The 21716-nt window shown below is 33.6% G+C and carries 10 protein-coding genes, 1 riboswitch and 1 other annotated feature; of the genes, 8 read left to right on the top strand and 2 right to left on the bottom strand.

Features of this window, described 5'->3' with window-relative positions:
• The first annotated feature begins 12 nt into the window (after positions 1 to 12).
• Genes ftsH through hydE form a run of 3 tightly spaced genes read left to right on the top strand, consistent with a single transcriptional unit; the run spans position 13 to position 5128 of the window.
• Positions 13 to 1893 (top strand): ATP-dependent zinc metalloprotease FtsH, encoded by a 1881-nt coding sequence (gene ftsH, locus AB8U03_RS06430; protein WP_369703718.1) that lies wholly within the window; start codon positions 13 to 15, stop codon positions 1891 to 1893.
• A gap of 15 nt (positions 1894 to 1908) precedes the next feature.
• Positions 1909 to 4041, top strand: coding sequence for a HelD family protein (locus tag AB8U03_RS06425; RefSeq protein ID WP_369703738.1), 2133 nt, complete (start codon positions 1909 to 1911; stop codon positions 4039 to 4041).
• 52 nt (positions 4042 to 4093) lie between these two features.
• A complete protein-coding gene (gene hydE / locus AB8U03_RS06420) occupies positions 4094 to 5128 on the top strand; it encodes a [FeFe] hydrogenase H-cluster radical SAM maturase HydE (protein ID WP_369703717.1) in 1035 nt (344 codons plus the stop codon).
• Between the two features lie 11 nt (positions 5129 to 5139).
• Here hydE and AB8U03_RS06415 read toward each other — a convergent pair whose 3' ends face one another.
• Entirely contained in the window at positions 5140 to 6222 is a 1083-nt protein-coding gene (locus AB8U03_RS06415) for an ATPase (RefSeq protein ID WP_369703716.1), read from the bottom strand.
• Positions 6223 to 6379: 157 nt separating this feature from the next.
• A riboswitch (Lysine riboswitch) is annotated at positions 6380 to 6560 on the top strand.
• Between the two features lie 231 nt (positions 6561 to 6791).
• Between AB8U03_RS06415 and AB8U03_RS06410 the strand changes: the two genes are divergently transcribed.
• The 5 genes from AB8U03_RS06410 (at position 6792) to trpS (ending at position 19953) form a co-directional block, all read left to right on the top strand.
• Complete coding sequence (locus AB8U03_RS06410) at positions 6792 to 7994, top strand: aspartate kinase (RefSeq protein ID WP_369703715.1); 1203 nt, start codon at positions 6792 to 6794, stop codon at positions 7992 to 7994.
• 32 nt (positions 7995 to 8026) lie between these two features.
• Positions 8027 to 9322 carry a diaminopimelate decarboxylase gene (lysA, locus tag AB8U03_RS06405; RefSeq protein WP_369703714.1) on the top strand — a complete coding sequence of 432 codons (1296 nt, stop codon included), beginning with the start codon at positions 8027 to 8029 and terminating at the stop codon, positions 9320 to 9322.
• Positions 9323 to 9418: 96 nt separating this feature from the next.
• Positions 9419 to 18037, top strand: coding sequence for a GH36-type glycosyl hydrolase domain-containing protein (locus AB8U03_RS06400; RefSeq protein ID WP_369703713.1), 8619 nt, complete (start codon positions 9419 to 9421; stop codon positions 18035 to 18037).
• Positions 18038 to 18156: 119 nt separating this feature from the next.
• Positions 18157 to 18531 (top strand): desulfoferrodoxin, encoded by a 375-nt coding sequence (locus tag AB8U03_RS06395; protein ID WP_369703712.1) that lies wholly within the window; start codon positions 18157 to 18159, stop codon positions 18529 to 18531.
• A gap of 108 nt (positions 18532 to 18639) precedes the next feature.
• Positions 18640 to 18879, top strand: a binding site (T-box leader).
• Positions 18880 to 18939: 60 nt separating this feature from the next.
• Positions 18940 to 19953, top strand: a complete 1014-nt coding sequence (gene trpS, locus AB8U03_RS06390) for a tryptophan--tRNA ligase (RefSeq protein ID WP_369703711.1) — start codon at positions 18940 to 18942, stop codon at positions 19951 to 19953.
• 84 nt (positions 19954 to 20037) lie between these two features.
• Here trpS and AB8U03_RS06385 read toward each other — a convergent pair whose 3' ends face one another.
• Positions 20038 to 21630, bottom strand: a complete 1593-nt coding sequence (locus AB8U03_RS06385; protein ID WP_369703710.1) for a peptide chain release factor 3 — start codon at positions 21628 to 21630, stop codon at positions 20038 to 20040.
• Positions 21631 to 21716: the final 86 nt, after the last annotated feature.

Below are 21716 nucleotides of genomic sequence, written 5' to 3'. Positions count from 1 at the left end.
GGAGGCTACAATATGTTTAACAACAAAAAATTTAATAAAAACAAGTGGAAATACCTTATTTATTATGCATTATTGGCAGCTATGATTATATTCATAGCCAATGAGTATATTAACGGAGCTAAATCCCAGCATATAAAATACAGTGATTTTATAAATGATATTAATCAAAATAAAATTTCTGAGGTGCAGGTAAGCAGGGATAAACTGATTATAATTCCCAAATCTCAGGATAAAGTAGATAAGGGAAAGGTTCTTTATACAGAAAGAATAGAAGATCCTGATTTAGTTAAAAAGTTAAATAGCGCTAAGATTCAATATGGAGGAATACCACAGGAAAATACTGCACTAAAGGGATTTTTTACAAATTGGGTTTTGCCATTTATAATAATTGCATTTTTACTTCAACTATTTTTAGGAAAATTGAACAAAAAAATGGGCAGTGGAGTAATGTCCTTTGGTAAAAATACTGCTAAGATATATGCGGAAAATGAAACTGGTGTAAATTTCAAAGATGTAGCAGGACAGGAAGAGGCAAAGGAATCTTTGGTGGAAATTGTAGATTTCTTGCATAATTCCCAGAGGTATGTGGATATAGGTGCCAGGCTTCCCAAGGGAGCTCTTCTTGTGGGACCTCCAGGTACCGGCAAAACTCTTCTTGCAAAAGCAGTGGCTGGTGAAGCTAAAGTACCTTTTTTCTCAATATCCGGTTCTGCCTTTGTGGAAATGTTTGTAGGAATGGGTGCCGCAAGAGTAAGAGACTTGTTTCAACAAGCTCAAGAAAAGGCTCCTTGTATAGTATTTATAGATGAAATAGATGCTATTGGAAAAAGCAGGGAAGGGAATATGTCAGGAAATGACGAAAGAGAGCAGACCTTGAATCAGCTTTTAGCAGAAATGGATGGGTTTGATTCTTCTAAGGGAGTAGTTATACTGGCAGCTACAAATAGACCGGAAGTTTTGGATAAGGCTCTTTTGAGACCCGGAAGATTTGATAGAAGAGTTATAGTGGATAGACCTGACCTAAAGGGAAGGGAAGATATTTTAAAAGTACACATAAAAGGTGTAAAAGTTTCACCGGAAGTGGATTTAAATGAAATAGCGAAATCCACTCCGGGAGCCGTAGGTGCGGATTTGGCCAATATAATAAATGAAGCAGCATTGAGAGCTGTTAAAAATCACAGATCTCAAGTAAAACAAGAGGATCTGGAAGAGGCGGTAGAGGTAATTATAGCCGGTAAGGAAAAGAAAGATAGAATACTTTCTCCTGGAGAAAAACAGCAAGTTGCTTTTCATGAAGTAGGTCATGCACTTGTAGCAGCTCTTTTGAAGCATACGGATCCTGTTCATAAAATAACTATAGTTCCCAGGACCATGGGGGCATTGGGGTATACCATGCAGCTGCCTGAAGAGGAAAAATATTTAAATACGAAAGATGAAATGATGGATCAAATATGTGTCATGCTTGGTGGAAGATCTGCAGAAGAGGTCAGGTTTAACAGCATATCTACAGGAGCGGCCAATGATATTGAAAGAGCTACCCAAACTGCCAGGAGCATGGTAACAATTTATGGAATGTCAGATAGATTTGACATGATGGCACTTGAGTCCATTCAAAACAGATATTTAGATGGAAGGCCGGTTCAAAACTGCAGTGCGGAAACAGCTTCAATTATTGATGAAGAAACTTTAAAAATAATAAGAAAATCTCATGAGAAGTCTAAGAAAATTCTTGAAGATAATATAGAACTGCTTGTGAGCATATCTAAAAGACTTATAGAGAAAGAAACCTTAATGGGGCATGAATTTATGAGCATGATAAAAGATTATAATGAAAAAAAAGGGGAAGGATCTTCTAATAAGGGAGTTTTGACTTCAGATTCTGATAATGTATAAGGTGGAGATATGGATATGTGGAAAGATGATTTAAAAGGTGAGGCGGATAGGGAAGTTCAATTAAATCTTGAAAGAGAAAAGTTAAGAAAAGTACTGAATGAGATAAATACATGTATGATAGATAGTATAAATCTTAGAAAAGAAGTTATTGATTATATTTTGGATTTACGGAAAAAGAATCTGGAACAATATGAAGATGATGAAGATAAGCTCATTGAGTATTTTGACCATGAAATATATACAAAAGAAGAGCAATTTAGATTGGTAAACAAGAGTATAAAAGAACTTACTATACTGAAGGGCTCGCCTTATTTTGGAAAAGTAATTTTTGAAGATGAGTATGGCAGGGAAAAAATATATATAGGTAGATTCGGAATGAGTAATAGAGAAGATTGTGAACCCGTTATAGTGGATTGGAGATCCCCTGTGTGCAGTTTGTTCTATTCAGGAAGCTTGGGACAAGTTAGCTATAAATCACCTATGGGAACAATAGAAGCAGATATACTGGGCAAGAGGCAGTTTATTATAAAAAAATCAAACCTTATTGGAATGTTTGATTCCAACATAGATGTAAAAGATGAAATATTACAGATGGTGTTAAGTAAAAATGCCGGTGAAAAATTGAAAGACATAGTGATGACTATACAAAAGGAGCAGGATGCCCTAATAAGGCAGCCCAGGGAAGGGGTTGTTGTAGTAAATGGTATAGCTGGTAGCGGAAAGACCACTGTGGCATTGCATAGGGTAGCCTACCTATTATATAATTACAGAAAATTACTTCAGGGAAAGGTGCTTATACTAGGACCCAATAGTATATTCATGGATTATATTTCTTTGGTATTACCCAGTTTGGGAGAAGAAGAAGTTACCCAACTTACATTTAGCGAATTTACCAATGATATTCTGCATTTGCCGGATATCATGGATTTAAGAGAATATATGGAAAATATTTTAAGCGGGGATGAGCAGTTCATCCATGAAATAATTTATAAAAATTCTTTAAGATATGTAGCTGATATAGATAAACTAATCAGCAGTATAGAAGAAAATTGTTTTGTGGCAGAGGATGTACTATTCTATGACAAAATAATAGTGACTAAAGAGGAAATGGAGAAAATGCTTAAATATTACTTTAAGGAGATGCCCCTGTTTAAAAGAAGTATAAGATTGAAAAAGGTCATATATTCAAGGATAAAAGATGAAAGAAATCTTTTAGTAAGATATATACAAAAAAAATACAGAAATAAGATTGAGAATATGACAGAGGAAGAATTAAATGCTCATCAGACAAATTTAGAATACAAAAAAAGAAATGAAATAGAAGAAGTTATAAAAGAAGTTGTAAGAATAAAAAGGAATAAATTAAAGTGGCTGAAAGAACCGGATATAGTGTCAGTATACAGTGACTTTAATAAAAATAGGAAATTGATTCAGGAGGATTTAGCTGCTATTTTGTATTTGAAAATGAAATTAGATGGATCAAGATATAAAGATAAAATAAAGCATATAGTCATAGATGAAGCTCAGGATTATTCTCCGCTGCAATTTAGGGTTATAAAAGAACTTACTGGTTGTAATTCTTTTACTGTAGTGGGAGATGTTAATCAGAGAATTATACCTTCAGATGAAACACCTGCCATGATGAATTTGGACAATATTTTTTCGGATTTAAAGGTGAAAAATTTTTCGCTGGGCAGAAGCTATAGATCTACCAATGAAATAACTAATTATGCAAATCAGTATTTAAAAAATGGCAAAGTCATATCTTTGATAAGAAGTGGGATAGAAGTTGTAGAAGAACAGATAAGTAGTTTAAAGAAACTTGTAGATAAAATACTGGAGGATATGGTAAAACTAAAAGAAAAAGGTTATGAAAGTATTGCTGTAATCTGTAAGGATTTAAAAGATACAGAAACCTTAAGCAATTTAATAAAAAAAACCATGTACATAAAGTTAATCAATGGAGAAGATATGATTTATTCTAGTGGGGAAGTTATACTTCCAAGTTATTTTGCCAAGGGATTGGAATTTGATGCTGTTATAATGATAGATACTTCTTACCGTTGTGATGAAAATACATTAAAATATATAGTGGCTACAAGGGCACTGCATGAGTTGCATGTATATAAGATTTCTTCTATTAATTGATTATATAGTGGTGGTTTGTTCAAATGTTTTTATAAAAGGAGTTTGAAATATTATGAATAAATTAATTTCATTGATTCAAAAAACTGAATTTAATCATTCACTTACTAAAAGTGAAATCATTGAGTTATTTAAAAACAATGAATGCAATGGAGATCTTTTTAAAGCAGCAGATAGAGTGAGAAAAAAATATGTAGGAGATGAGGTTCATTTAAGGGGATTAATAGAATTCTCTAATATATGTAAGAGAAATTGCATGTATTGTGGATTAAGACGTGATAATAAGAACATTAAGAGATACAGGATACTACCGAATGAAATAATCAAACTGGCACAAAAAGCAGTGGGCTATGGTTACAAAACAATAGTTATGCAATCTGGAGAAGACGATTACTATACGGTGGATAAATTAAAATATATAATATCAAACATAAAAAAAATGGATGTGGCTGTAACGCTGAGCATAGGTGAGAAGACATTTGAGGAGTATAAGGCTTTCAAAGAGGTTGGAGCAGACAGGTATTTAATACGAATAGAGACAACTGATCCTGCATTATATGCAAAAATGGATCCGGGCATGAGTTATGAAAACAGGAAACGTTGCTTGAGAGATCTTAAGGTTTTAGGATATGAAGTTGGAACGGGATGCTTAATTGGCCTTCCAGATCAGAGTTTTGAATCATTGGCAAATGATATATTGTTTTTTAAAGATATAGATGCAGATATGATAGGAGTAGGCCCCTTTATTCCAAATGAAGATACACCTTTAAAAAACGAAAGAGGAGGGGATTTTTTAACCAGTCTTAAGGTTATGGCAATAACCAGATTATTAATGCCAAATATCAATATTCCGGCCACTACAGCTATGGAAACGTTGAATCCTAGGGGAAGGACTATAGCTCTTGAAAGTGGAGCCAATGTAGTAATGCCAAATGTAACGGAAGGTGTATACAGAAAACTTTATGCTCTTTATCCAGGTAAGATCTGTACTGGTGATACTCCTGCACACTGTAAAAATTGTATAACCGGTAAGATAATTACCATAGGCAGAGTTATTTCTGCATCTAAGGGATTTAGAGTAAAAGCATAATGGAGAACCCATTATGCCTTTTGCTTTTTTTCATATTCTTTTAGTTTACTTAAAAATTTTTCACAGGTAATGCTTAGGGCATCTGAGTCTATATTTTCAAAATAATATTTTTCTAGATTGTCCTGGAGTTTTTTATTTGAAGACAATATAGATAAACTTTTATGGAGAAAAAGATAGAAATTTGTTTTGTCTTCCTCTACATCTGTCTTATTTATTTTACTGTAGTCAATTAAGTTATTCATATATATTTGTATGCCGTTAAATTGGGTTTTATTAATTTCATTGGAAGTTATAACAGCAGTATTTAACTGGGGCATTATAATGTGTTCTATTTTGTCTATTATGAGAGGATGGTGATATACCTCCACATATAGTCCTTTTTTTAAAGCTTCTTTATAAAGAGTTTTAAGAACCATTGTCTTTCCAGTACCGGGATCACCATTCAGTACATATACTTTATCCATATCGTTATATAGGGTATCTATAAAGGATACTATACCATTTTGAGTAAGGGCGGTGGCAAACAGATGCCTGCTTTCTCCCTGATTTTCCAGGCCCACGTCAGATAATATTTTTGATTCCAGATCTTCAATGGTTGTAGTCAGTTTTGAATAATCAACAGCAAGTTTGTTATAGTATCCCCAGTCTTCCTGCATAAGTTTTGCAGCTTTTATAAATCTATAGGATCTTTTGGAGGTATTTCTAATTTTTGTGCTGATACAATTTTCTTTTTCCATATACCTTTCAAAATTATTTTTATCTAAATTTTCCTCTAAATCTAATATTTCATATGGCAATGGAGAATCTATTGCATTTAATAGATTGCTATTTAACAATGCTATGTTCAATTTTTTTATAATTATTCCATCCAATAAATTTTCATCATAAGGACAATGATAACATTCTACATCATATCCATTTTTGTTAAAATACTCACTTATATTTTCCATTAGGGAGGATTTTAAAAGCATGGATTTGCTTTTTAAAAAGAATTTCTTTTTTAATGTTTTCTGATTTGTTATAAAGTCCAAAAACAGGTGAAATTCTTCCGAAGTATTTTCCCCTGTAAAGAAATGCTTTATTTTATCATTCATTATACACACTCCTACCTATTACAATCATTAATATAATATGCTAACACTTTTTATAGGTTCCACCTAAAGGATATAATATTGTTCCAATGTAATTTAAAAAAATAGTTGAAATCAGTAAATATTTATGATAAACTTAGAACAATTTAATAATTTAGCTACCTAGGGTAGAGGTGCTGTAATTAATAGTATTTGTTTTGAGTTGGCAGACATTTGAGAAATAAAGAAAGGAATTGCAGCCGAAAAATTAGTTTGGCAAAACTGATTTTGGCTTTGTATAGAATATGTGCAAAGTTGTCATTAAAATATTTATTTATTTTTAGTGGAGAGCTACAAAGGTGCACAACCATGTATGTTTGTACAGTATAGGTGTGTTCCTCTACTGTACTTATTTTTTATCCGATGACTGCCATTGTTAACATGACATCTATAGCTTTTTCAAAGTGAGGGGTGTTAGCAATGATACGACTCTGGATAAGTTCTTCTAGGGTTCAGGTACAGAAAGTATTCCTTATGAAACCTCATCTGAATCCAATAATCACTCGATAATAAAAGATTTTGGGAGGAGTATTATGGCAATTATTGTTCAAAAGTATGGAGGGAGTTCTGTAGGAACCCCGGAAAAGATAAAAACTGTGGCAAAGTCAGTAGTAAATAAAGTTAAGAATGGTAACAAATTGGTGGTTGTGGTATCAGCGATGGGAGATACTACAGATAATCTTATAACTCTTGCAAAGAAAATTACAGATAATCCAGATAAGAGAGAACTGGATGCACTTTTGTCCACTGGTGAGATGAGATCCTGTGCACTGCTTGCTATGGCAATTAAGGATTTGGGATACGATGCTGTAAGTTATACAGCCTATCAAATTAGGATAAAAACCAGTGGCCAGTACGGAAAATCTCTCATAGATGACATAGACGAAGATAAAATAAAGAAAGCTCTAAGCAATGGGAAAGTTGTAATTGCAGCCGGATTTCAGGGTATAAACCATGAAGGTGATGTTACTACCCTTGGAAGAGGAGGATCAGATACTACAGCAGTTGCCATAGCAGTGAAGTTAAATGGAACATGTGAAATTTATACCGATGTAGATGGAATATACAGTGTAGATCCCAGGGAATATAAAGATGCTAAAAAGCTGGACGAAATAGATTATGAGGAAATGCTTGAACTTTCAAGTCTGGGAGCCCAGGTCATGCATTCTAGATCTATAGAACTTGCGCAGAAATATAATATACCTGTATATGTGGGTTTAAGTAATAGTGATACAAGAGGAACAGTTATTAAGGGGGTAGATGATATGAATTTGGAAAGTAAGCCAGTAACAGGATTGGCTACTAGTGATGAGGATGTAGCAATTACGGTGAGAAATATTGACAATGATATAAATATTATTGCCAACTTGTTTGAAAAAATAGCCGACAAGAGGATAAATGTGGATATGATAAGTCAGACGGCACCTATAAATAACAGGGTAAATATATCTTTCACCATACCTAAAGATGATTTAAAGGAATGTTTAGGTATTTTAAAATCCTATTCAAATAATGAAGTACAAATTGATATAGATGAGGATATAACCAAATTCTCCATAGTTGGTATAGGGATGAAAACTACATCAGGAGTGGTTGCCAAGATGTTTAAATTATTTAGACAAAATGATATAACTGTAAAAATGATAACTACATCAGAAATAAGAATTACCTGTGCTATAAATCAGAAAGATAAAGTCAGGACAATAAATGTTATAGCCAAGGAATTCAACTTGTAATATTTATACAAAACTTTTAGGAGGAAACCAGTATGAGGTTATTTGGAAATATGGAAGTTAAAAATAATGTTTTATATATTGGTGGAGTAAGTGCAGAACAACTGGTAAAAAAGTTTAAAACTCCTCTTTATGTAATAGACGAAAACTTTGTCAGAGATAAATGCAGAAGGTATTATAGAGCTTTTGAGGCAGATAAAAATAATAAGATAACCTATGCTGGAAAGGCCTTTTTAACTTTAGCCATGTGCAATATAATAGACAGTGAGGGATTACATTTAGATGTAGTATCAGGTGGAGAACTTTATACCGCTTTAAAAAGTGGTTTTCCCATGGAAAAGATTTATTTTCATGGAAATAATAAAACACCCGAAGAAATTGAAATGGGAGTAAATTTTGGAGTGGGCAGATTTGTAATAGACAATCTCTGTGAAATGGAGAAAATAAATCTTTTGGCACAAAAAAAGGATGTAGTGCAAAAGGTGCTGCTCAGGGTAACTCCAGGTATAGAAGCTCACACCCATGATTATATAAAGACAGGACAGGTTGATTCAAAATTTGGATTTACCATGTTAAAGGGTGAAACCATGGATATGATAAAAAAGGCAATGAGTATGCCTAACTTAAAGTTTGTAGGTATCCACTGTCATATAGGTTCTGAAATATTTGAAATAAAACCCTATGAGGATGAAGTTGAAATCATGCTTAAACTGGTTAGAAAAATAAAAGATGAAACAGGTTATGAAGTGGAAGAATTAAATTTGGGTGGAGGATTTGGAATATATTACAGTGAAGGTGATAAACCCAAACCCATAGAAGATTTTTGTGGTATTATATTGGAAAGTGCAAGGTTAAAGTCAAAAGAACTTAACATAAAACTTCCATCTTTAACAATAGAACCGGGCAGATCCATAATAGGTAATGCCGGAACAACTCTTTATACTATAGGAGCTATAAAAGAAATTCCCGGCATAAGAAAATATGTATTTGTAGATGGAGGTATGGCAGATAATATAAGACCTGCCCTTTACAGCGCCAATTATGAATGTGCTATAGCAAATAAAGTGCGCAGCGGTTATGAAGAAGCTGTAACCATAGGTGGAAAATGCTGCGAGTCCGGAGATATATTAATAAAGGATGTAAAACTCCCGGTAGCTAAAACAGGGGATATCCTGGCTGTAGCTTCTACAGGGGCATATGGATATTCCATGGCAAGCAATTACAATAAGATTCCAATTCCAGCAGTGGTTCTGGTAAAAGATGGAGAGGCAAGGCCAATTGTTAGAAGACAGAGTTTTGATGAAATAATAGAGAATGAAATAATGGTTTAATTTAAATCTATCCTATCTGTGAATTAATATTTTGTGTTTTATTGGAAACAATAAGTATTACACAATTCTTTTTCACAGGAAAGGATGGATTTTTTTATGCTTTATATTATAGGTATGGCTGTAATCATATTACTTGTGATAATTTATAAAAATTTAGATAAATGTCGTAACGTAAGCGATAATGTGGGGGATGATATTTCTTCTTTCAATGTAAGCAGAGAAGAATTAAAAAAACATGCTAGGAAAATATCCATTGTTCCAGCAGCTGACAGAAAAGGAAGCTGCAAGAAAAAGCTAATGCGGAGTTTGGATAAAGAGTATAAGAACATTTTAAGTGGACGTAGTTTTTTTGAGGATGAAATCAAAAGAAGAATAGAAATAGCACCCTGTGCTGAATGGCTTTTGGATAATTTATATTTGATAAAAAAGGAATACAAGGATATAAAGGCCAATATGCCGGAAAGCTATTACAGAGAGCTGCCAATAATAACAGAAGGTATTATGAAAGGGTATCCCCGAATATATTATATTGCCAAAGAAATGTTGTCACATACCTATGGTACTGTGGATGAAGACACTATAGAAGACTTTATAAATGCATATGAGGAAAATACAATATTGAAAAATTGTGAGCTTTGGGCTCTGCCCATAATGATAAGAATAGCTTTAATCCAAAATATCAGCAATATAACAAAAGATATAATTTTTATGCAAAAAGAGAGGAATAGGGCTGAAACTGCAGCAGAGAAAATTATAAATTCCGGAGAAAATGTAAATAATGGGATAGAAGAGTTAAAGGAAGAAAAAATCAGGTTTACATCTCATTTTACAGAAAAGTTTATAAGAATATTAAGAGATAATTTTATAGAAGATGCTAGGGTATACAACTGGATAGATGAAGAATTAGATAAAAGAGATAGAACTGTTAAGAGAATGGTAAATATTGATCACCAGAAACAGGGAATATATCAGGTCTCAATGGAAAACTTTATTAATGGTATAAGAGAGATAGGTGCCCTAAACTGGAAAGAAAATTTTGAACATCTCAGTTATGTAGAACAGATTCTAGAAAGGGATCCTGCAGGAACCTATGGCAGAATGGACTTTTACTCAAGGGATTATTATAGGCATAGAGTAGAGAAATTATCCAAGGCCATAAATGTGCCGGAATCATTTATAGCAAAAAAGGTATTGGAATGTGCTGAAGAAGCTTCTAAATCTGGAGAAGAGTATGAGAAACATGTAGGTTATTACTTAATGGATGAAGGCAGGGATTGTTTAAAGAAAAAGATAAAATGCAGTGGTGAGGAATATAAGGAAATTGATTTTAAAATTACAAATAATATAACTGCAGACTTTTATATAGGAACCATAGTGTCTGGAACCATTTTTCTAGATGCACTGATAACAGGAATAAATTTTTATTTGGAAAATTTATCTTTATGGCAATACATAATAGAGGCAATTGTGCTTTTAATACCAAGCAGTGAGATATTTTTATCCATATTCAACTGGAGCATAAATAGACTTTCAGAACCAAGGTTTATACCAAAAATGGAATTTAAACAAGGTATACCGGAAGAATTCAGTACCGCAGTGGTAATACCTGCACTTACAAGTGATGAGCGTAGGATAAGGGATCTTATAAGTGACATGGAAGTATATTATCTGGCAAATAAAGAGGAAAACCTATATTTTGTACTTCTTGAAGATTTTAAGGATGATATTAGAGAGGAAGATGATAAAGATAAATCCATAGTGAGCACTGCATTGCATGAAGTAAAAAAACTCAATAAAAAATATGGTTGTCAGGGAAAAGATAAATTCTATTTTTTAAGCAGACATAGAAAATATAATGAAAAGGAAGAAAAGTGGATCGGATGGGAAAGAAAACGTGGCAAATTAATGGAGTTCAATTCACTGATAAGGGGAGATAATACTACAAGTTATGAGGTTATAAGTGGGGATATAAAAAATTTGTATAAGGTGAAATATGTAATAACTCTGGATGCAGATACTATAATTCCTAAAGATACAGCCAAATTACTCATAGGAGCTATGGCGCATCCTTTAAATCTGCCCTATCTGGATAATAAAAAGATAATAAGGGGTCATGGATTAATGCAGCCAAGAGTAAGTGTAGGTGTGTTGAGTGCAAATAAGACTTTGTATTCAAGCATTTTTTCCGGCCAGACTGGCATAGATGTATATACTACGGCTATTTCTGATGTATATGAAGATCTGTTTGATGAAGGAATATTTACAGGTAAGGGAATTTATGATGTGGATGTATTTAATAAGGTTTTAAAAGATGAAATACCTGAAAATACTGTGTTAAGTCATGATCTATTGGAAGGATCCTATGTAAGGGCTGCTCTTGTAACGGATGTAGAGCTTATAGACGGATATCCGGCCTATTATGATTCCAGCTGCAAAAGACTGCACAGATGGGTCAGGGGCGATTGGCAATTAATACCTTGGATTTTCAAGAAAAGATCTTTGAATAAATTATCCAGATGGAAAATATTTGACAATTTAAGAAGAAGTGTGGTATCTCCAGGTATAATAATACTCATTATAATAGCCTTAACTGTATTTCAAAGTCCGGATAATCTGTTGATTGTAGCATTGATTTCATTGTTATGCCCTATATTTTTTGATGTATCGGAAACCGTAGTATGTCCTGCAGAGGGAGTAAGCTTTTCAGGAAAAATAGGGAATTTTAAAAATGCAGTGGAACAATTTTTTCTCATATTAAGTTTCTTACCTTATCAGGCCTATTTAATGCTGGATGCTATCATAAGAACAATTTACAGGGTATTTATAAGTAAAAAATACTTGCTTCAATGGCAAACCGCAGCGGACACAGAAGCAGCTTCCACAAAAACATTTAAAGGTTATCTGAAATCAATGTGGGTATGCAGTGTTACCGGGGTGGTTATAGCTCTACTAGCCTTTAGAAATCATGTAGATACTGCACTTTTTATGCTGCCCTCTTGTATAATTTGGTTTTTTGCACCTTGGGCAGCATTTAATGTAAGCAAGGAAGAAAAAGATAATGAAAAAATAAAGATGAAATATGAAGAAAAAGAACTGTTGAGGAGGTTGAGTAGAGAAACCTGGGCCTATTTTGAGGATTTCATGCTGCCGGAAAATAATTGGCTTCCACCTGATAATTATCAAGAGAAACCTTATAAGGGTATAGCTTATAGAACATCTCCAACTAATATGGCTATGGGGATTACCTCAAATATAGTAGCTTATGATTTGGGATATATTGGGATAAAGGAACTTCAATACAGACTTGAAAATATAATTTTAAATATGGAATCATTGGAAAAATATAAGGGACATTTTTATAATTGGTATGATATAAAAACGAAAAGCCCCCTTCAACCTAAATATATATCTACAGTGGACAGTGGAAATCTGGTGGGATATATGTGGCTTACGGAGGAAGCCCTGGAGGAATACATTAGTTATCCCCTTGTGAATAAAAATCTGGTTTTGGGATTGAGGGATACGTTGAAATTAGCTCAGGAGGAAATAACTGAAAAATTCAAAATTCAAAATATCTATAAAGATTTTATTAATGTAGAAAATAAATTTGATATATTTTCCATGAAAAATTTTTTGAGTGCAATTCTAAAAAAATCACGGAAAATTGATGAAGATCAGGGTGACTTATATTGGAATAAAAAAGTTCAATATATGGCATCTAATTTTGAAGAAGAGATAAATGAATTTTTCCCCTGGGTTGATTTTGTAAATAGAAATGAAAAACTCAAGTACTTTAAAGTAAGATTAGATGAACTGGCTAGTAAAACATCTTTAGAAGAAATGCCCATGGTAATTGATAAATTTCTTCACTGTGAATTTAAAGATTACTGTAAAGATGAAAAAGATTGCGATAAAAGTATGGATGATTTGAAAAATTTACTGGATAACGCCAAGTACAGAATAGGTGAGTTTATTTTTGAAGTGAAGAATATAAAAGATAAACTTGCAAAAATGAGTGAAAGTCATGATTTTAATATATTATATGATAAAAAAAGACAGCTTTTTGCTATTGGATATAATGTGGAAAATCATACTATAGGTAATAATTATTATGATCTACTTGCATCAGAAGCCAGGCAGGCCAGTTTTGTAGCCATAGCCAAAGGACAGGTAGAAAAGTCCCATTGGTTTAATCTGGGAAGAGCCATGACTTATGCTGGAGGAGGTAAAGCTCTTGCTTCCTGGTCTGGAACTATGTTTGAATATTTAATGCCGCTTATAATTATGAAAAGTTTTCCCAATACCTTATTGAGCAATACTTATAAATATATAGTTGAGGCACAAAAAAAATATGCTGATGGTAAGCATGTACCTTGGGGTATTTCAGAATCCGCATATTATGACTTTGATTTAAATTCCGTATATCAGTACAAGGCATTTGGAATTCCTGGAATTGGATTAAAGAGAGGTCTTGTTAATGAATTGGTAGTTGCCCCCTATGCTTCTGTAATGGCTCTTCAGGTTAATTTTAAAAGTGCCTTAAATAATATAAAATCAATTGTTAAATTAAAAGCTGAGGGAAAGTATGGATTTTATGATGCTTTAGATTATACAAGAAAAAGACTTGTGAAAAATGAAAAAAATGCCCTGGTAAGGTGTTTTATGGTACATCATGAAGGAATGAGTTTTATGTCATTGGACAATGTTCTCATGGAAAATATACTTCAGGAAAGATTCCATAGAATACCAAGAGTAAAGGCTGTAGAACTTTTACTTCAAGAAAAAGTATCCGGGAATATTGTTTATGACAGAGAAGAAGATATTAGAGAAACTAGGATAGCTTTTCAAGATGAAAATATAATCACAAGAAAATATACTACTGCGAGGACAAAGATACCGGAAGTAAATATAATTTCCAGTGGAAATTATTCTCTAATGGTGACAAATAGCGGCAGCGGATATAGCAAGATGGATGATATTATGGTATATAGGTATCGTGAAGATGTTGTTACAAATGACACAGGAATGTTCTTCTATATAAAGAATATAAATTCCAATGAATATTGGAGTGCTGCTTATGAACCTTGTAAATGCACACCTGAAGAATATGAGGTCGTATTCTCTCCGGATAAGTCGGAGTTTAAAAGAAAAGATGGAAATTTAAGAACTCATACAGAAATTACCGTATCTCATGAGGATGGAGGAGAGATAAGAAAAATTTCAATTGCAAATATGAGCAATTCTGTAAGAGAAGTAGAGATCACCAGTTATTTGGAAGTGACCCTGGCATCTTATAATGCAGATTTGGTTCATCCTGCCTTTGGAAATTTATTTATACAAACTGAATTTATTCAAAATCCAACCTGCATTATTGCCGGCAGAAGACCTAGAAATGTAGATGAACAGAAGAAATGGCTTATGCAAACTATAGCAGTGGAAGGCGAACAAATAGGTGCAGTTCAATATGAAACCAATAGAGATAATTTTATAGGCAGAAATAGAAATCTTGTAAATCCAAGAGTAATGGATAATGATGTACAGCTTACCAAGTCAGTGGGGGCAGTAATTGATCCCATAATAAGCATGAGGGTTAGAATAAGGATAGAACCAGGTAAAATTGGTGTGGTAGCTTACAGCAGTATATTGGCAGATTCTAAAGAAAATGCAGTTAAACTTGCAGATAAGTACAGTGATATATGTAATGTAAATAGGATGTTTCAGCTTTCATGGACTGAAGCTCAACTGGAGATGAAATATCTTGGAATAAAGTCAAACCAGATAAATGTATATCAGGAAATGGCTTCGAAGATTTTATTCTTCAATGATTTATTTCAAAACAGATGCAAGTATATTATGAATATGAAAAGCGGTCAGTCAGCATTGTGGCGCTATGGAATTTCAGGAGATTTGCCTATAGTTCTTCTTATTATAAGAGGTGAAGATCATATGAGTCTTGTAAGACAATTTTTATGTGCCCATGAGTACTGGACTCTAAAAAATTTGCCGGTGGATTTGGTTTTATTAAATTTGGAAGATAGCTCTTATACACAACCTCTTCAGGATAAATTAAGGGATGCTGTGAATTCCAGCTTGTCTAGAATTAAAAGAAATAAAGGTGGGAAAATATTTATCTATAATAAAAGTTCAGTACAGGAGGATGTAGATTTTCTAAAAGCTGTGTCCAGGTTTGTAATAGATGGAGAAGGGGGAGAACTGTCTAATCAATTTATGGATAATGTGGATTCCATAAAAGATGAAAACAGAAAAGACTGTACAAATTACAGGCATAACCAAAAGGCAAATTCCTCCTATAATTTTGAAATACCTCCACTTCAATATTTTAATGATATAGGCGGATTTTCTAAAGATGGCAGGTCATATATAATAATATTAAAGAATTATAACAATACACCTGCACCATGGATAAATGTGATTTCAAATAAAAAATTTGGATTCCATATTTCTGAAAATGGAGTATCCTATACATGGAATAAAAATAGCAGGGAAAATAAGCTTACAACCTGGTCCAATGATGCTGTTATGGATGGCGAAGCAGAAGAGATATATATAAAAGATGAGACAACAGGTCATGTATGGAGCATATCCCCTAAGCCGGTTAGAGATTCTGGAGAGTATATAATAGAACATGGTTTTGGGTATTCTACTTTTAAACATGAGGCTGACAATATAATAGGTGAAATGACTGTATTTGCAGATACAGAGGATAGTGTGAAGGTCTGCAGGATAAAATTACAGAATATAAGCGGGGATAAGAGAAAACTTTCAGTAACTTACTATGCAAAGCTGGTATTGGGAGTCTGCCATGAGCAAACGGCACAGCATATATACACTGGATTTAATAATGAACATGAATTTTTATATGCAAAAAATCCATATAGTGAACATTTTAAAGATGGAATATGTTATATGAAAATTTTAGGTGGTCAGGAGTTGTCCTATACTGGAAGCAGAGAGGAATTTATAGGAAGAGAAGGGGATATATCCGCTCCTGAAGCTCTTCAATCTGAAAACTTTTCAAATAAAGTTGGTGCTGGAGTTGATCCCTGTCTTGCCCAAAATATAAAAATAGAATTGGATAAAAACTCAGAGGGAGAAATTATAATTCTCCTGGGGCAGGAGGATAGTTTGGAGCAAATAAGCAGAGTTTTTGAAAAATACAGTAATGTGGAAGATGTCAGTATGGGATTAAAAAAAGTCAAGAATTATTGGAAAGACTTGTTTAACACTATACAGGTTGATACACCGGATGTTTCTATGAATATTATGTTGAATGGATGGCTTATGTATCAGGTATTATCTTGTAGATATTGGTCCAGAACTGCATTTTATCAATCGGGAGGTGCTTATGGATTCAGGGATCAGCTTCAGGATGTAATGGCTCTTTCCTATGTGGATCCTGCCATAACAAGAGACCATATAGTATACAGTGCTTCTAGACAGTATCTGGAAGGTGATGTCCAACATTGGTGGCATCCTTTTATAGGAAGCGGAATCAGAACCAGGTTTTCAGATGATTTGCTCTGGATGCCTTATGCAGTAGAAGATTATATCCAAAATACGGGAGACTACAGCATATTGAATGAAAAAGTATCCTATTTACAGGATGAGCAGTTGAAAGAGGGAGAGGATGAAAGATATAATATATCCAATATATCCGGGGAAAAAGGGACTGTTTATGAACACTGCATAAAAGCTATTGAAAGATCTCTGAGATTTGGATCGCATAATATACCTCTTATGGGCTCAGGAGACTGGAATGATGGTATGAATACTGTAGGCAATAAGGGTAAAGGCGAAAGTGTATGGCTTGGATGGTTCCTGTACAGTATATTGGATAAATTTGCACCGATATGCAGATTTATGGGAGATAATGAATGCGAAAATAAATACTTAAAGTCAAAGGAGTTTATAAGGGAGAATCTGGAGAAAAATGCCTGGGATGGAAGCTGGTATAGAAGAGCATATTTTGATGATGGGACTCCACTTGGATCTGCTAAAAATGAGGAATGTCAAATTGACTCTATTTCTCAATCCTGGTCAGTTATATCAGGAGCCGCAAGGGAATCCAGGTCTAAAGAAGCTGTAGATGCTCTTGATAGAAACCTTATAAAGGAGGATAAAGGCATAATATTGCTGCTTAATCCGGCCTTTGACAAATCTTCTTTAGAGCCGGGATATATTAAGGGATATGTACCTGGTGTCAGGGAAAATGGAGGACAATATACTCATGCCGCCATATGGGCAGTTATAGCTCTTGCTAAAATAGGTGATAATGATAGGGCCTATAGGACGTTTTCCATGATAAATCCCATAAATCATGCTAAGACCTATTTGAATTGTCAAGTTTATAAGGTGGAACCATATGTAGTTTCAGCAGATGTATATGCTGTGGGTACTCATGTGGGAAGAGGAGGCTGGAGCTGGTATACAGGTGCAGCTGGATGGTTGTACAGGGCAGGTATAGAAACAATACTCGGAATGAAGTTCAAAGAAAAGTCAGGATTCACCATTTCTCCTGCTATACCAGATAGCTGGAAAGGTTATAATATACGATATGCCAGGGGAAAATGTCTGTATAATGTGGAAGTTGTCAAAAGCGAAAAAAAAGGAATATGGCTGGATGGAAATGAACTTCAAGATGGAATAATACCTTTTTTAAGGGAAGGTAAACATGAAGTTAGAGTAAATATATGAACAAAGTTTTATTAAAATAAAAATCCGCCATATTGGACTAAAAATGCTGGGTTTCAGGAGGATTTTATATTGCAAATGTAGAAGTATTATCCATGCAATAGTATGAGGAGGAATAAATTATGATAGAAGTTAAACAAGTTTATAAGTGCGAAGTATGCGGTAATATAGTTGAGGTTCTTTATAAAGGTGGCGGAGTTTTAGTCTGCTGTGGTAAACCTATGAAGTTGATGGAGGAAAATACTGTAGATGCTGCTGTTGAAAAACATGTTCCTGTAGTTGAAAAAATAGATGGTGGAGTAGTGGTTAAAGTTGGTGCAGTGGAGCATCCAATGACACCAGAGCACTATATTCAATGGATTGAAGTTCACACTGAAAATAAAATTTATAGAAAGTACCTGAAACCGGGCGAAAAGCCAGAAGCTACATTTAAATTAGATGAAAAAGTGGTAATGGCAAGAGAATATTGTAATTTACATGGACTGTGGAAGAAATAATATTTTGTGTTAATTATAACCTCCCTGTAAAAATCAGGGAGGTTATTGAAAATAAAATAAATATACATAGTATTTTTTGAATATTTATAGTAGAATATATAATATAACTTAAATCCTTTGAAAGAAAGCAAGTAAATTTAAAAACAGATTTTAAGCGAGTTGTATGTGGTGAAAGTACAATAATCATGTTTCAATTGAATGGGTTCTGGAGGAGTAAAATGAATTAAATTAGTAGTTTTAACCGTAATTCTTACGTTACAAGATAGGATTCTGTGATCTATTTAAAGGGGAAGATTGTTTTTTAATCTTTTTGAATTTAGGTGGTACAGCGTTAATAACGCCCTATAATTTTATATTATAGGGTTTTTTTATCAATAAAAATGTTACAGTGTTGGAGGTAATAAAATCATGGAAGATAAGAAAAAAGTAATATTTAGCGGAATTCAGCCTTCGGGGAACTTAACTATAGGAAATTATTTTGGAGCTTTAAAGAATTGGGTAAAGCTTCAAGATAAATATGATTGTTATTTTTGCGTAGTGGATCTGCATGCTATAACTGTAAGGCAGGAGCCAAAGGATTTGAGAAGAAGGACTCTTGAAGTATTAGCTATATATTTAGCTGCAGGCATAGATCCAGAAAAAAACACCATATTTATTCAATCTCATGTTCCCACTCACAGTGAAGCAGCATGGCTTTTAAACTGTTTTACCTATGTAGGAGAGCTTGAAAGAATGACTCAGTATAAAAGTAAATCTAAAAAGTATGGAGCTGAAGGAGGAACTGTAAGTGCTGGACTTCTTAATTATCCTGTACTGATGGCTGCGGATATATTACTCTATAATACAGATCTTGTGCCTGTAGGAAAAGATCAGACTCAACATATTGAAATTACAAGAGATATAGCTGAAAGGTTTAATAATGCCTATAGTCCTACGTTTACTTTGCCTGAAGGATATATACCAGAAGATGGAGCCAAGATAATGGATTTGCAGGATCCTACGAAAAAAATGTCTAAGTCATCAAATAATCCCAACAGTTATATACTGATTATGGATAATCCTGAGGTCATAAGAAAAAAGATAAACAGATGTGTTACCGACAGTTTGGGTAAGGTGAGGTATGCCGATGATCAGCCTGGAATAAAAAATCTCATGAATATATTAAGTGCCATTACAGGTATGAGTCATGAAACAATAGAAAGTAAGTATGAAAATAAAGGATATGCTGAATTTAAAAATGATACAGCAGAAGCTATAATAAAAGAACTTACGCCAATACAAAATAAGGTAAATGAATTACTTGGAGATAAAAAATATTTGGAGGATATATATAAAAAAGGAGCAGAAAAGGCCTACTATGTATCTAATAAAATTCTGCGAAAGATGCAGAAGAAAATAGGATTTATACCCGTTTCAAGGTAAAAAAATCTTTATAAAGGAAACTTTTGAATTTTATTCATTAGAATAATTGAGGGCAAATTAAAACTGTTAATTTGCCCTCAATTATTATTCTGTTTTTCCGATGTCTGACAATTCAAGGCCCTTATTATGTTCTAATGCCCAGCTGATGGTCCATTCGCTTTGAAATATCAATATATCTCTTCCTTTTAAATCTTTTACTTTTTTTGTGTCACTTGTTAAAACCAAATCATCTAATCTTACATTGGAATTTTCTATCCATCTTATAGCTCTGTAAGGTAACACATCTATTTTTATATCTACATTATATTCACTTTTCATTCTGTATTCCAACACTTCAAATTGAAGCAGGCCAACTACTCCTATAATGATTTCTTCAATACCTATATTTAATTCTTTAAATACTTGAATTGCACCTTCTTCAGAAATTTCACTTATTCCCTTTATGAATTGTTTTCGCTTCATTGTGTCTATGGTTTTAACTCTAGCAAAATGTTCAGGTGCAAAAATAGGAATACTTTCAAATTTGAACTTTTTATCGGGAGAGCAGAGAGTATCTCCTATACTGTAAATGCCTGGATCAAATACTCCTATTATATCTCCTGCATAGGCCTCTTCAACTATTTCTCTATCTTGGGCTAAAAATTGTTGTGGCTGGGAGAGTTTAACCTTGCTTTTTCCCTGCATGTGGAATACTTCCATTCCCTTTTTAAATTTACCTGAACATATTCTCATAAATGCAATTCTATCTCTATGTGATGGATTCATGTTTGCCTGTATTTTAAATATAAAGGCTGAAAATTTGGGATCAAAAGCATCTATTTCCCCAATATCAGATCTTCTTGGCAATGGTGCTGTCGTTAAACTTAAAAATTCCTTTAAAAAAGGCTCTACACCAAAATTTGTAAGGGCACTTCCAAAAAACACCGGCGTCAATAAACCATTTCTAACCTCTTTGGCATTGAATTTATCTCCTGCTATATCTAAAAGCTCTATGTCCTCCTGAAGTTTTTGGTGAAGAGGTTCCCCAAGTAAATCCTTGAATACAGCATCATCTACAGTGCCTTCTACAGATGCTACCGCAGTCTGGCCATGGTTGCCGCCATTGAAAACTTCTATTAAGTTTCTTTTCCTGTCATATACACCTTTAAAATCCTTGCCAGATCCTATAGGCCAGTTTATGGGGTAGGACTTTATGCCAAGAACATTTTCTATATCTTCCATTAATTCAAAAGGATCCTTGCTTTCTCTATCCATCTTATTTATAAATGTAAATATGGGTATACCTCTTAAACTGCACACATTAAAGAGTTTTTTTGTCTGGGCCTCAACTCCTTTTGCGGCGTCAATAACCATTACAGCACTGTCTGCTGCCATTAAAGTTCTATATGTATCTTCGCTGAAATCCTGATGACCTGGTGTATCTAATATATTTATACAGTAATTATCATAATTGAATTGCATTACTGATGAGGTTACAGAAATACCCCTTTGCTTTTCTATTTCCATCCAATCGGATACTGCATGCTTTGAAGCTTTTCTAGCTTTAACTGAACCTGCAAGTCTTATGGCGCCGCCATATAACAATAACTTTTCGGTAAGGGTTGTTTTACCTGCATCTGGATGAGATATTATCGCAAAGGTTCTTCTTTTCTCTATCTCTTTTCTTAAGTCTGCCACTACCTTTTCTCTCCTATTCTTTATTAGTTTCATTACTGATTTTAACTTTATTATATATTAATGTCAATGCCATTTGACATAGTGAA

The sequence above is a fragment of the Clostridium moutaii genome, from assembly GCF_041205085.1.
GTDB classification, from domain to species: Bacteria; Bacillota; Clostridia; order Clostridiales; family Clostridiaceae; genus Clostridium_B; species Clostridium_B moutaii.
The sequence above is the reverse complement of the archived record's forward strand: the minus strand, read 5'-3'. Positions and strand labels throughout refer to the sequence as shown.

Bases quoted from the DNA above. Each gene is read 5' to 3' on its own strand.
- ftsH (WP_369703718.1), top strand. From the start codon at position 13: ATGTTTAACAACAAAAAATTTAATAAAAACAAGTGGAAATACCTTATT.
- AB8U03_RS06395 (WP_369703712.1), top strand. From the start codon at position 18,157: ATGATAGAAGTTAAACAAGTTTATAAGTGCGAAGTATGCGGTAATATA.
- lysA (WP_369703714.1), top strand. From the start codon at position 8,027: ATGAGGTTATTTGGAAATATGGAAGTTAAAAATAATGTTTTATATATT.
- AB8U03_RS06400 (WP_369703713.1), top strand. From the start codon at position 9,419: ATGCTTTATATTATAGGTATGGCTGTAATCATATTACTTGTGATAATT.
- AB8U03_RS06415 (WP_369703716.1), bottom strand. From the start codon at position 6,222: ATGAATGATAAAATAAAGCATTTCTTTACAGGGGAAAATACTTCGGAA.
- trpS (WP_369703711.1), top strand. From the start codon at position 18,940: ATGGAAGATAAGAAAAAAGTAATATTTAGCGGAATTCAGCCTTCGGGG.
- AB8U03_RS06410 (WP_369703715.1), top strand. From the start codon at position 6,792: ATGGCAATTATTGTTCAAAAGTATGGAGGGAGTTCTGTAGGAACCCCG.
- AB8U03_RS06425 (WP_369703738.1), top strand. From the start codon at position 1,909: ATGTGGAAAGATGATTTAAAAGGTGAGGCGGATAGGGAAGTTCAATTA.
- hydE (WP_369703717.1), top strand. From the start codon at position 4,094: ATGAATAAATTAATTTCATTGATTCAAAAAACTGAATTTAATCATTCA.